Here is a 12,608-nt window from a genome sequence, read left to right as displayed (position 1 = left end):
CAACGGCAAATAGAACCGTCGAGTCCGTGGAGGAAGTCGTGGGTCAGGTAAGCCATGCGGAGCTGGTCGACAAGAAGTTCGTGCTGTTCGCCGAGGGGTGCTTCGGCCTCTTCACGAGCAAGATCGCCGCGTCGCTGATCCGCTACAACGGGGACCGCTGCGTCGCCGTGATCGACAGCCGCAAGGCCGGCCAGACCGTGCAGGACGTCCTCGGCTACGGCGGCTCGATCCCGATCGTCAGCCGTGTCGAGCAGGCTCTGCACCTGGGCCCCGAAGTCATGATCATCGGCAAGGGGCTGCACTCCGCCAACCTGCCCTCCGCCTGGAAGCCGACCATCCTGGCGGCCGTCCAGAACGGCCTCCATCTGATCAACTCGATCCACTACCGCCTCGCCGAGGACCCGGACATCGCCCGCGGCATCCGCGAGAAGGGCATCACCGTCTGGGAGACGAAGGACGCCCCGCCGGTCCAGCTCAACAAGGCCCGCGTCCTGGATCTGGACACCTGGGTCATCCACACCTGCGGCAGCGACTCCAACATCGGCAAGAAGACCGCCGCCCTGCAGATCTGGAACGAGGCCAGGCGCACCGGCATCCGCGCCGGGTTCGCCGCCACCGGCCAGAGCGGCATGCTGATCTCCGGCCACGGCATCGCGGTCGACGGTGTGCCCGGCGACTTCATGGCCGGGGCCGTCGAGCAGGTGGTCCTGGAGGCCGCCGCCGGCAACGAATGGGTCGTGGTCGAAGGCCAGGGTTCCCTCAACCACATCGGGTTCAGCAGCGTCGCCCTCGCCATCCTCCACGGCTCGCTGCCGCACGCGCTGGTCTTCTGCCACCGCCTCGGCGCCGAACGCACCAAGGTCTGGGAGACGCCCATCATCCCCATCCCCGAACTCATCCGCATGAACGAGGAGCTCTCCGTCTTCGAACGGCCCGCCAAGACCGCCGCCGTCAGCGTCAACAGCTTCGGCTTCTCCGACGAGGACTTCCGCCGCGAGGCCGAGAAGCTGGAGGCCGACACCGGACTGCCCGTCGTCGACCCGGTCCGTGAGGGCGGCGCCGCCCGGCTCGTGGAGATCCTGCGCGCCCACCAGCGCGAGACCGCGGACCGGCTGTCGAGCGGCCGGAGTTGAAGGTGGCCCCGGAACTCCGAGGAGATGCACAGATGAAGCGAGCGATCCTGCTCCTCATGCACCAGGGCAAGTCCTACACCGAGGAGGTCGCCGCGGCCACCGCCGGGCTCGGACTGACCCTGGTCGCCCTCAGCTCCCGGCCGGAGACACCGGAGGTCCTGGAGGCGAGCCGCCGCCACGTGGCGGACTGCCTGGTCACCGAGGAACCCGAGCTGTGCTCCGCCGACCTCGACAAGGCCGTGCGCGAACTCGCCGAGCGCGGCTACCAGGTCGAGGCGTCCCTGGCCAGCTTCGAGGGCTACCGGCTGCTGATGGCCGAGCTCAACGAGCGGCTCGGCGCACACGACTCCGCCGAGGCCGCGCTGCGTCTCTGCCTCGACAAGTACGAACTGCGCCGCCACCTCTGTGCCGAGGGACTGAGCGAGGTCCGTCTCCACCGGCTCTCCGCCGGGGTGACGCCCGAACTCGACCCGACCACCGACTGGTTCGTCAAACCGGTGCGCGGCGCCTCGTCCTTCGCGACCTTCCGTCTGAAGGGCGTCGACGACCTGGCCGACCTGCCGGCGATCCAGGAGCAGATGCGTGCCGACCGGCGGATGAAGGCGATCTTCATGGACCGGTACGACTTCCTCGTCGAGGAGTTCGTCGACGGCCCGGAGTTCAGCTTCGAGACGGTCGTCCTCGACGGGCGGATCCACCACCTGTGCGTCCACGAGAAGGCCCGCGTGGAGCACCTGGAGCGGACCGTCCTGGAGGGGATGTCGGTCAGCCCGCCCGTGAGCCTCTCCCGTGAACTCGTCCTCGAAGGAGCCGATCACGTCGCCGACTGCCTCGCCTCGCTCGCGGGGCACGGGCTGACCGCCGGTGTCTTCCACATCGAGGTCAAGTACTGGGAGTCGAAGGGGCGTTGGGAGATCATCGAGATCAACCCCCGGATGGGCGGCAGCCTCATCAACGCCAGCGTCCAGACCGTCACCGGGCACTCCCTCCTCGACCTGTGGACCGAGTCCCTGCTGCTGCCCGACGGCGAGCGGGACGCCTTCCACGCGCGCCTCACCCAGGCCTCCCAGGTGGAGGCCCTGCGCACCGGCGCGCTCACCCGGGCGACCGTGTTCCTCAGCAAGTACGGCGAGAAGGGGCGGACCGTCGACGAGATCCGCTTCGAGCCGCCCACCCGTCCGCCCCGGATCCTGAACGTCCATGTGGCGGCGGGAACCGCGCTCGACGCGTCCGACCGGGGGATCTGCCTGATGGACGCCCTGTGGGACGCGGCGGCCGACGACCTCGTCGCGGAGACCGCCTTTCTCGACCGACACGCGACGGAGCACTTCCACGTCCGCTACCGCTGACCGCGGACGGCACCGCACTCCGACCATTCCGTGCAGTCCTGTACGAACCATCTGACGAAGGGGAACGTGATGAACCGCGTGCAGAACACCGGGATCGACCACCCGAAGCCGCTCTACAACGAAGAGCAGGCCCGGCAGAAGAAGGCCGAACTCGACCGTTACATGGACAAGAAGATGGCGGAGTGGAAGGCCACCGTCCCCTTCGCGTCGCACCTGACCGAACCCGAACTCCACCAGGCGTACTACCGCCGCACCCTCATCGAGCACGTGTGGCGGATCCGTCTCTCCCGGGTCAGCCAGACCAAGGCCATCTACAAGATCGCCCAGGTCTCTCCCCGGGCCGCGCGCGACTACGCGCAGTACCAGGCCGACGAGATGCTCCACGACCGGCTGTACATCGGTGACGCCGAAGCCGCCGGCGTGACCGAGGAGGAGATCCGCGCCACCGAGCCCTACCTCTCCACCCGTCTGTTCGAGGGCTTCTTCTACTACACCCTCGAGCACGAGTCGGCCCTCGCCCCGGTCGTCTCCAACTACCTGGTGGAGTACACGCAGGTCAAGCTCCAGCCGGCCATCGTCGAGAACCTCCAGGCGCGGCTCGGCAAGGAGAACGTCAAGGGGCAGGCCGCCCACCTCCACGTCGACACCACCGAGGACCACTCCCAGGAGATGTGGGACATCCTCCGCCAGCTGATCTTCAGCGAGGAGGACTTCCAGAAGGTGTTCAAGTACATCGACGACGTCCAGGAGATCCTCGCGATGTTCTTCCGCGAGATCTACGAGGACACCTTCGCCAAGCAGGTGCAGCCCGCGGGCGCCTGAGGGACGGGACCCCGCGGGTCCGCCGGACGGCCGTCGTCCGGCGGACCCGTACGGTCCCGTCGCACCGCGGCTCCGCCGTCCGGCGGCCAGGCATCACAGGTGCCCGGACGGAGGGCCGCCCGCGTACGCGGCCGGCAGGCCAGGCAGCAGCCGGTGGCCGGCCGCGTCGTCGGCGCGGCGCCCGGCCGGCGGGGCGCCGTCCCGGTCGACCGGGGCCACGTCCTGACGCGCTCGTCGACCCCGCAGGACTCCGCCGGGCCGGTCTCCCGTCCTCGGGTGTGCGTGCCGGAGGGCCGCGCGCCCGCCCGGTGCGGACATGACCATGGCGACATCCACCACAACACCCGTCCGGCCGGACCCCGTTGGGACGAGCTGGAACCACTTACCGAAGGATGAGGAACCCGCGCATGTCCGCACCCGACACAGTCGCGCTGGTCAAGGAGTACCGCGAGAACGGTTTCGCGGTCGTCGAGCGTCTCTTCGATCCGAGTGAGGTCGCCGAGCTCAACACCGCCATCACCGAGATCCTGAACGTCGGCGACATCGCCTCCGTCGCCGAGGTGGAGCCGGGCGACAACGGCATGGCCCGCCGGATCTGGTCGCCCACCAAGCAGCACGCCGCGTTCGAGCGTGCCGCCGCCAGCCCCAAACTGCTCGACCACGTCGAGGCCCTCATCGGCCACGACATCCTGTTCCACTACAGCAAGCTCCACCTCAAGGCCCCCCAGGTGGGCAGTGTCGTGGACTGGCACCAGGACTTCGCCTACTACCCGCACACCAACACCGACCTGGTGACGGCCCTCGTCTACCTCGACGACACCACCACCGAGAACTCCGCCCTCCAGGCCGTCCCCGGCTCGCACCTGCGCGGTCTCGCCGACCACTACGTCGACGGCTTCTTCCGCGGCAAGGTGGTGGGTGCCGACGCGCCCGGCGACGAGCAGGCCGTGCCCATCGAGGCGCCCGCGGGCAGCGTGGTCTTCATCCACCCGCTGCTGCTGCACTACTCCTCGCCGAACCGCTCCGACCGCTACCGCCGCGCGTTTCTGCCGGCCTACCGGGCGGCCGACGCCTACCCGATCCACTTCGGCGCGCACGCCGGCCACAACGAGGCCGGAGTGAAACTGCTGCGCGGCAACGTGTCGGACACCGCCCGGGTGGAGGGCGGGACGTGGCGTCTGCCGCTCGCGGAGCGGCCCTTCGGCTCGCTCTTCCAGCTCCAGGAGGGCGGCGACAAGTCCTCGACCGGGGCGACCACCGGGTACGCCACGCTGGAGGAAGCGAAGTAGCGGCAGAGCGACAGCCCCCCCCGCGCCTGCCCGCGGGGCGGCACGACCGACAGCCCTGCGGCCGTCCTCTCCGGGAGGACGGCCGCAGGGCTGTCGCACGTCCCCGGCGGCACCGCCCTGCCGACTGCGCCGTCACCGGTGCCGTGCCGGGCAGCGCGAGCCGGTGGACCTTCCCGGTCAGGGCACTAGAGCCGCCGCGCGGAGGTGAGGAAGTCCAGGACGAGCGGACCGGCCTGGTCGCGGCACTCCTCGAAGTAGGCGTGCCGGCCGTCGGGGATCAGGTGCATCCGGGCGCCCGGGATGCGGTCGGCGAGCAGGGGCGCGTTGGCGGCGGGGTTGAGCAGGTCGTCGGTCCCGTGGACGACCAGGGTGGGAGCGCCGATGTCCGGCAGGAGGTCCCACGCCCGGTGCTGGTTGCTGGCCACGAGGTGGCGGCGCCGGGCGTGCGCGGGCATGCCGGGGTCGCCGAGCGTGTGGTACGGGCCGGGGTGGGAGGCGAGCCACTGCGGGGTGTACATCAACTCCAGCAGGGCCTGGCGCGCGGCTCCCGGCTCGGGTCGCGCCAGGGCCCGGCGGACGTCGTTGCCGCGTTCGACACCGTGGGGCCCGCCGGGCGAGGTGCACCCGAGGACCAGGGCGCCCACCCGGCCGGGGTGGCGGGCCGCGATCTGCTGGGCCACTCGTCCGCCCATGGACGTGCCGTAGACATCGGCCCGGTCGATGCCCAGCTCGTCGAGGACCGCGATGACGTCCGTGGCGAACAGCTCGGTGCTGTAGGGGATGTCGGGCTTGTCGCTGTCACCCGTGCCTCGGTAGTCGAGCGTGAGGGTGCTGCGCGCGGGATGGAAGTCGGCACGCACCGCGTCCCACCAGTGGTGGTTGTTGGCCTGACCCGCCAGCAGGACCAACGGTGCCCCGTTGCCCTGGAGTTGGTAGGCGATGCGGGTTCCGTCCGCGGTCACGACGTACGTCAAAGGCCCTGCTCCCGTGCTGTCGGGCACGTTGCCCGCGTTGCCCCGGGCCTGAGCGGCGGCCGGACCAGAGCGATCGTTCCGACGTGTTTCGTCGCCGCACATCGTACCGGGCGGTCTGATGGAGGTGGGTTCGGCCGAGGGCGGACGCCCCGGGCGGTCGGGCGCCGGAGAGGAGTGCCGGACCGGCCCTCAGACTCCCGCCGCCACCGCGGCGCCGAGCCCCAGCAGGACGACACCGGTGGTCACGCTGAGCCCCCGCAGGACGGTCGGCTTCGACACCAGGTCGCGCCCTCGGCTGACGGCCCAGGTGAGCAACATGTACCAGGAGGCGCTGACCAGGGCCCACACGACTCCCAGGGCGACGGTCGACAGGAACACCGGGCCCTTGGCGGTCACGAACTGGGGCAGCACCGAGATGGCGAAGACGCCCGCCTTGGGGTTGCCGAGGTTGGTGCTCAGGCCGGTGATGTATCCACTCGCGAAGCCGGTGCGGTGTTCGCCCTCGTCGGCCGGGGCGGTGGAGACGGTGGTGTTGAGGGTGGTCCGCAGCGTCTTCACCCCGAGGTACATCAGCACGATGCCACCCGCGATCCGCAGCGCCGTGTACGCCGTGGGGCTGGCCAGCAGGACGGCGGACAGCCCCGCCGCGGCGGCCGTGGACCACAGCACGAAACCGGTGGCATTGCCCGCGAGCGTGCCCTGGAGCGTGCGTTGGCCGCCTTCCAGAACCTGCCGGATCATCAGGGCTGCACTCGCGCCGGGCAGCATCGCCAGCAGCAACGTGGTGGCGATGAAAACGGGCACATGCGTGGGCATGGGAAAGGAACCCCTTCCGGGGATACGGCAGTTGGATGTACACCACCAGGCTTCCCGTATCGCGCCCCTAAGAGAAGTTAAAAAAGAAGGGTGCAGCGTTAGGATTAGTGAATGGTGGTGGACCCGGGACAGCTGCGACTCCTGACGTTGATCGAGCGGTGCGGTTCCCTGACGGCGGCGGCCCACGCACTCCACCTCACGCCCGCGGCGATAACCCAGCAGGTGGCCAAGGCCGAACGCGACTGGCAAGTGCCGCTGGTCATCCGCGGTCCCCGCGGAGCGACGCTCACCGCGGCCGGCGCGCTGCTCGCCTCCCACGGCCGCACCGTCGAGGAGGCGTCGGACAAAGCCGCGGCCGAACTGGCCGCGTTACTTGGCCACTTGTCGCTGCGCTTGCGGATCGGAACGTTCCAGGCGGCCGCCCTGCACCTGTTGCCCCCGGCCCTGACGACGCTGCGGCACCGCCATCCGGACGCCGACGTCTCCGTCATAGACGTGGGGTCCGCGCGCGGAGCGGACGAGATCAGCACGGGGCGCCTGGACGTGGCCATCGTCGCGTCCTGGGGCACGCCGCTCGCCCCGCCCCCGCATGTACGGGCCCACCCGCTCCTGTTGGACCCGATGGTCGTGGTCCTCCCCGACGACCATCCACTGGCCACCGAGCAGCCCACGGACACCGCGCTGCACCTGGAGCAACTGCGCGACGAATCGTGGGTCTCCATCCTCGCGGGCCACGCGGCCCGCGAACAGTTCCACGACGCCGCCCGCGAGGCCGGTTTCACTCCCACCGTGCGGTTCGAGACCGAGTCGTACGACGTCGCCCAGGCCCTCGTCGGCACGGGCATCGCGGTCGGTCTGGTCTCGCGCCTGGCCCTGACCCACGCGCCCGGCACCACCCATCGCGAACTGGCCCACCCCAGGCCGCACCGCCAGCTCTACGCCCTGACCAAGGCGGACGCCAGCCTCACCCCGCTCGCGGACATGCTCATCGACCTCCTGCGTGACGTCGCCCGCGACATCACCGCGAGCTGGGAGGCCCCCCTGCGCGAGCCCCACAGCCCGTCGGCCGGCCACCTGCTGCCGGAACAGCCGACCACGGTCTGACGACGGCTCCGCGCCGTACGACCACAGCCCTGGTGCTTGATCCCGCGGGCGACCGGGTCAGATGTCCCTGAAGATCTCGATCTGCGCCCCCACCGAGTTCAGCCGCTCCGCCAGGTCCTCGTAACCCCGGTTGATGACGTACACGTTGCGCAGGACCGACGTGCCCTCCGCCGCCATCATCGCCAGGAGGACGACCACCGCGGGGCGCAGGGCGGGCGGGCACATCATCTCCGCCGCCCGCCAGCGGGTCGGGCCCTCCACCAACACGCGGTGCGGGTCCAGGAGTTGGAGGCGGCCGCCCAGGCGGTTGAGGTCGGTGAGGTAGATCGCCCGGTTGTCGTAGACCCAGTCGTGGATCAGCGTCTTGCCCTGCGCCACGGCCGCGATCGCCGCGAAGAACGGGACGTTGTCGATGTTCAGGCCGGGGAACGGCATCGGGTGGATCTTGTCGATCGGCGCCTCCAGCTTCGAGGGCCGGACCGTGAGGTCCACCAGCCGGGTGCGGCCGTTGTCGGCGACGTACTCGGGCGTCCGGTCGTGGTCGAGGCCCATCTCCTCCAGGACCGCCAGCTCGATCTCCAGGAACTCGATCGGCACCCGGCGCACCGTCAGCTCCGACTCCGTGACCACCGCGGCGGCCAGCAGGCTCATCGCCTCGACCGGGTCCTCGGAGGGGGAGTAGTCCACGTCGGTGTCGATGTTCGCGACGCCGTGCACGGTCAGCGTCGTCGAGCCGATGCCCTCGACCCGGACGCCCAGCGCCTCCAGGAAGAAACACAGGTCCTGGACCATGTAGTTGGAGGACGCGTTGCGGATGACGGTCACCCCGGCGTGCCGGGCGGCGGCCAGCAGGGCGTTCTCGGTCACGGTGTCGCCGCGCTCGGTCAGCACGATCGGGCGGTCGGGGCGGACCGAGTGGTTGACCGTCGCGTGGTAGTGGCCCTCGGTGGCGGCGACGTCCAGTCCGAACCGGCGCAGCGCGATCATGTGCGGCTCGATGGTGCGGGTGCCGAGGTCGCAGCCGCCCGCGTACGGGAGCCTGAAGCGGTCCATGCGGTGCAGCAGCGGGCCGAGGAACATGATGATCGACCGCGTCCGCACGGCCGCCTCGGCGTCGATCGCGTTCATGTCGATCTCGGCGGGCGGCACCAGCTCAAGGTCGACGCCGTCGTTGATCCAACGGGTGCGCACGCCGATCGAGTTGAGCACCTCCAGCAGGCGGTACACCTCCTCGATCCGGGCGACCCGGCGCAGCACCGTACGGCCCTTGTTGAGGAGCGACGCGCAGAGCAGCGCCACGCACGCGTTCTTGCTCGTCTTGACGTCGATGGCGCCGGACAGACGGCGGCGGCCCACCACCCGCAGATGCATCGGGCCCGCGTATCCCAGCGACACGATCTCGCTGTCCAGGGCTTCACCGATTCGGGCGATCATCTCAAGGCTGATGTTCTGGTTGCCGCGCTCGATGCGGTTGACGGCGCTCTGGCTGGTGCCGAGCGCGTCCGCGAGCTGCGTCTGTGTCCAGCCACGGTGTTGGCGGGCGTCACGGATGAGCTTGCCGATGCGTACGAGGTAGTCGTCTGCCATGAGGCCGAGGTTATCTCAGATATGAGATGGCGCTCGCCGAGGGGGCCATTCGGGTGAACCGGGTGACGTCCTGTCAGGCGGACGGCGCGGGCGAGGCCCAGGGGGCCGAGGTGGGGGAGGGGGTGGCCGACGCGGGCCCCGCGGGGTGGGGCGGCTGGGCGGGCTTCTCCCTCCGCCCAGCCGGTCTCCCCGTCACTTGTCGCGCGACTTGGTGGTCCGCCGCCAGCCGAACGGGCCCGGCAGGTCCATCGACGTCGTCCGGCGGCCGGTGCTGCTGTGGGTGAAGCGCGGGCCCTTCTTGCCGCCCGAGGTGATGGACCACGAGCGCTTGTTGATGTTCAGCCGCACGCCGGGCAGGATCTGGAAACTCTTGCGGAACGTCAGAGGCACGGACGGCTCCTTCTGGTGGGCCTGTTGTTCCTGGCCCCCTCCGGATACCCCGACTTCGGCCACCGATGGCTGCCGATGAACGACGGGTCCAGGGCGCTTCCGCGGTCCTGTGGCCCCGCGCTCGCCGGGGATCGTGGTCCGGCGCGCGGAGGCGTGTCACGAGGGCGCGCGGAGGCGTGTCACGGGGGCGCGCGGGAAGAAGCGGCGCACGCCACAGCCGGGGCGGGCATGACCATCCCGGCCCCATGTACTAGAGTTATCTCGACATCGAGATATCTGCCGAGGGGTACCGCAGCCGCCCACCCGGTAAGGCTTACCTAACTTAGCCTTACCTTAGCGGATCGGCCAAGACGCCGGGGCGGCAGGATCGTGGTGGTACGCGCACATCAATGAAGGAGACTGTCGTGTCGGCGAACAGCTTCGACGCCCGCAGCACGCTGCAGGTGGGCGACGAGTCGTACGAGATCTTCCGGCTGGACAAGGTGGAAGGCTCGGCTCGCCTTCCGTACAGCCTGAAGGTGCTGCTGGAGAACCTGCTCCGCACGGAGGACGGCGCGAACATCACGGCCGACCACATCCGTGCCCTCGGCGGCTGGGACTCCCAGGCCCAGCCCAGCCAGGAGATCCAGTTCACGCCCGCCCGCGTGATCATGCAGGACTTCACCGGCGTGCCCTGCGTCGTCGACCTCGCCACCATGCGCGAGGCCGTCAAGGAGCTGGGTGGCGACGCGGCGAAGATCAACCCGCTGGCGCCGGCCGAGCTGGTCATCGACCACTCCGTCATCGCCGACAAGTTCGGCACCCACGAGGCGTTCTCGCAGAACGTCGAGCTGGAGTACGGCCGCAACCGCGAGCGCTACCAGTTCCTGCGCTGGGGCCAGACCGCGTTCGACGAGTTCAAGGTCGTCCCGCCGGGCACCGGCATCGTCCACCAGGTCAACATCGAGCACCTCGCCCGCGCGGTCATGGTGCGCGGCGGGCAGGCGTACCCCGACACCCTCGTCGGCACCGACTCCCACACCACCATGGTCAACGGGCTCGGCGTCCTCGGCTGGGGCGTCGGCGGCATCGAGGCCGAGGCCGCGATGCTCGGTCAGCCGGTCTCCATGCTCATCCCGCGCGTCGTCGGCTTCAAGCTCACCGGTGAGCTGAAGCCCGGCACCACCGCCACCGACCTCGTGCTCACCATCACCGAGATGCTGCGCAAGCACGGCGTCGTCGGCAAGTTCGTCGAGTTCTACGGCGAGGGCGTCGCGGCCACCAGCCTCGCCAACCGCGCCACCATCGGCAACATGTCGCCGGAGTTCGGCTCCACCGCCGCGATCTTCCCGATCGACGACGAGACCCTCAAGTACCTGCGCCTGACCGGCCGTTCGGACCAGCAGGTCGCGCTCGTCGAGGCGTACGCCAAGGAGCAGGGCCTCTGGCTCGACCCGAAGGCCGAGCCCGACTTCTCCGAGAAGCTGGAGCTGGACCTCTCCACGGTCGTCCCCTCGATCGCCGGTCCGAAGCGCCCGCAGGACCGCATCGTCCTCGCCAACGCCTCGCAGCAGTTCGCGCTCGACGTCCGCAACTACGTCGACACCGCCGACGAGGCGGGCAAGGAGTCCTTCCCGGCCTCCGACGCCCCCGCCACCACCAACGGCGTCCCGTCCAACCCGGTCGTGGTGACCGCCCCCGACGGCACCACCTACGAGCTGGACCACGGCGCGGTGACGGTCGCGGCCATCACCTCCTGCACCAACACGTCGAACCCGTACGTCATGGTCGCCGCCGCGCTCGTCGCGAAGAAGGCCGTGGAGAAGGGCCTGACCCGCAAGCCCTGGGTCAAGACCACCCTCGCCCCCGGCTCCAAGGTCGTCACCGACTACTTCGACAAGGCGGGCCTCACCCCGTACCTCGACAAGGTCGGCTTCAACCTCGTCGGCTACGGCTGCACCACCTGCATCGGCAACTCCGGCCCGCTGCCGGAGGAGGTCTCCAAGGCCGTCAACGACCACGACCTGGCCGTGACGTCGGTCCTCTCCGGCAACCGCAACTTCGAGGGCCGGATCAACCCCGACGTCAAGATGAACTACCTGGCGTCCCCGCCGCTGGTCGTCGCCTACGCGCTCGCCGGTTCGATGAAGGTCGACATCACGCGTGACGCGCTCGGCACCGACCAGGACGGCAAGCCGGTCTTCCTGGCCGACGTCTGGCCGACCGAGGCCGAGGTCAACGACGTCGTCGCCAACGCGATCGGCGAGGACATGTTCAACAAGTCCTACCAGGACGTCTTCGCGGGCGACGCCCAGTGGCAGTCGCTGCCCATCCCCACCGGCAACACCTTCGAGTGGGACCCGCAGTCCACCTACGTGCGCAAGCCCCCGTACTTCGAGGGCATGACGATGGAGACCACCCCGGTCTCCGACATCGCAGGCGCCCGCGTCCTCGCCAAGCTGGGCGACTCGGTCACCACCGACCACATCTCCCCGGCCGGTGCGATCAAGGCCGACACCCCGGCCGGCACGTACCTCACCGAGCACGGTGTGGAGCGTCGTGACTTCAACTCCTACGGCTCGCGCCGGGGCAACCACGAGGTCATGATCCGCGGCACGTTCGCCAACATCCGGCTGCGCAACCAGATCGCGCCCGGCACGGAGGGCGGCTACACCCGCGACTTCACCGTGGACGGCGCGCCGGTCTCGTTCATCTACGACGCCTCCCGCAACTACATCGACCAGGGCATCCCGCTGGTCGTCCTCGCGGGCAAGGAGTACGGCTCCGGCTCATCCCGCGACTGGGCCGCCAAGGGCACCGCGCTGCTCGGCGTGAAGGCCGTCATCGCCGAGTCGTACGAGCGCATCCACCGCTCGAACCTCATCGGCATGGGCGTGCTGCCGCTCCAGTTCCCCGAGGGCCAGTCCGCGCAGTCCCTCGGTCTCACCGGCGAGGAGACCTTCTCCTTCACCGGCGTCGAGGAGCTGAACAACGGCACCACCCCGCGGACCGTCAAGGTCACCACCGACACGGGCGTCGACTTCGACGCCGTCGTCCGCATCGACACCCCGGGTGAGGCCGACTACTACCGCAACGGCGGCATCATGCAGTACGTGCTGCGCAGCCTGATCCGCAAGTAGCCGAGCCCTGGTCACTGCCCGTCAG

10 protein-coding genes are annotated in these 12,608 nt (G+C 69.8%); 6 read left to right on the top strand and 4 right to left on the bottom strand.

All coding sequences use genetic code 11. The features are described from left to right. The first annotated feature begins 38 nt into the window (after window positions 1–38). The 4 genes from GA0115242_RS18930 (at window position 39) to GA0115242_RS18915 (ending at window position 4,593) form a co-directional block, all read left to right on the top strand. Window positions 39–1,133: a DUF1611 domain-containing protein gene (locus GA0115242_RS18930; protein WP_093830004.1), complete on the top strand. Its 1,095-nt coding sequence runs from the start codon at window positions 39–41 to the stop codon at window positions 1,131–1,133. A 32-nt stretch (window positions 1,134–1,165) separates the two neighbouring features. After that, on the top strand, window positions 1,166–2,482 hold the full coding sequence (locus tag GA0115242_RS18925; protein ID WP_093830002.1) for an ATP-grasp domain-containing protein: 1,317 nt from the start codon (window positions 1,166–1,168) through the stop codon (window positions 2,480–2,482). Between the two features lie 69 nt (window positions 2,483–2,551). Then, window positions 2,552–3,304, top strand: a complete 753-nt coding sequence (locus GA0115242_RS18920; RefSeq protein WP_093830000.1) for an iron-containing redox enzyme family protein — start codon at window positions 2,552–2,554, stop codon at window positions 3,302–3,304. A gap of 407 nt (window positions 3,305–3,711) precedes the next feature. Then, window positions 3,712–4,593: a phytanoyl-CoA dioxygenase family protein gene (locus tag GA0115242_RS18915; protein WP_093829998.1), complete on the top strand. Its 882-nt coding sequence runs from the start codon at window positions 3,712–3,714 to the stop codon at window positions 4,591–4,593. A gap of 185 nt (window positions 4,594–4,778) precedes the next feature. Here GA0115242_RS18915 and GA0115242_RS18910 read toward each other — a convergent pair whose 3' ends face one another. Continuing rightward, window positions 4,779–5,567: an alpha/beta fold hydrolase gene (locus GA0115242_RS18910; RefSeq protein WP_093829996.1), complete on the bottom strand. Its 789-nt coding sequence runs from the start codon at window positions 5,565–5,567 to the stop codon at window positions 4,779–4,781. A 189-nt stretch (window positions 5,568–5,756) separates the two neighbouring features. After that, window positions 5,757–6,383, bottom strand: coding sequence for a LysE family translocator (locus GA0115242_RS18905; RefSeq protein ID WP_093829994.1), 627 nt, complete (start codon window positions 6,381–6,383; stop codon window positions 5,757–5,759). 111 nt (window positions 6,384–6,494) lie between these two features. On the opposite strand from GA0115242_RS18905, the gene GA0115242_RS18900 reads away from it, so the two are divergent. Next, the gene (locus GA0115242_RS18900; RefSeq protein ID WP_093829992.1) at window positions 6,495–7,487 is read left to right on the top strand and encodes a LysR family transcriptional regulator; all 993 of its coding nucleotides are present in this window, start codon (window positions 6,495–6,497) and stop codon (window positions 7,485–7,487) included. Window positions 7,488–7,544: 57 nt separating this feature from the next. Here the strand turns inward: GA0115242_RS18900 and GA0115242_RS18895 are convergent, their stop codons facing one another. Then, complete coding sequence (locus tag GA0115242_RS18895) at window positions 7,545–9,074, bottom strand: helix-turn-helix domain-containing protein (protein WP_093829990.1); 1,530 nt, start codon at window positions 9,072–9,074, stop codon at window positions 7,545–7,547. Window positions 9,075–9,266: 192 nt separating this feature from the next. Continuing rightward, on the bottom strand, window positions 9,267–9,464 hold the full coding sequence (locus GA0115242_RS18890) for a DUF4236 domain-containing protein (protein WP_093829988.1): 198 nt from the start codon (window positions 9,462–9,464) through the stop codon (window positions 9,267–9,269). A 404-nt stretch (window positions 9,465–9,868) separates the two neighbouring features. Here GA0115242_RS18890 and acnA point away from each other — a divergent pair, with 404 nt between their 5' ends. Then, complete coding sequence (gene acnA, locus GA0115242_RS18885) at window positions 9,869–12,583, top strand: aconitate hydratase AcnA (protein ID WP_093829986.1); 2,715 nt, start codon at window positions 9,869–9,871, stop codon at window positions 12,581–12,583. Window positions 12,584–12,608 lie beyond the last annotated feature (25 nt).

Origin of the sequence: Streptomyces sp. SolWspMP-5a-2, assembly GCF_900091845.1 — a bacterium.
Classification (GTDB): domain Bacteria; phylum Actinomycetota; class Actinomycetes; order Streptomycetales; family Streptomycetaceae; genus Streptomyces; species Streptomyces doudnae.
This window is presented reverse-complemented; position numbering and strand designations above follow the sequence as displayed.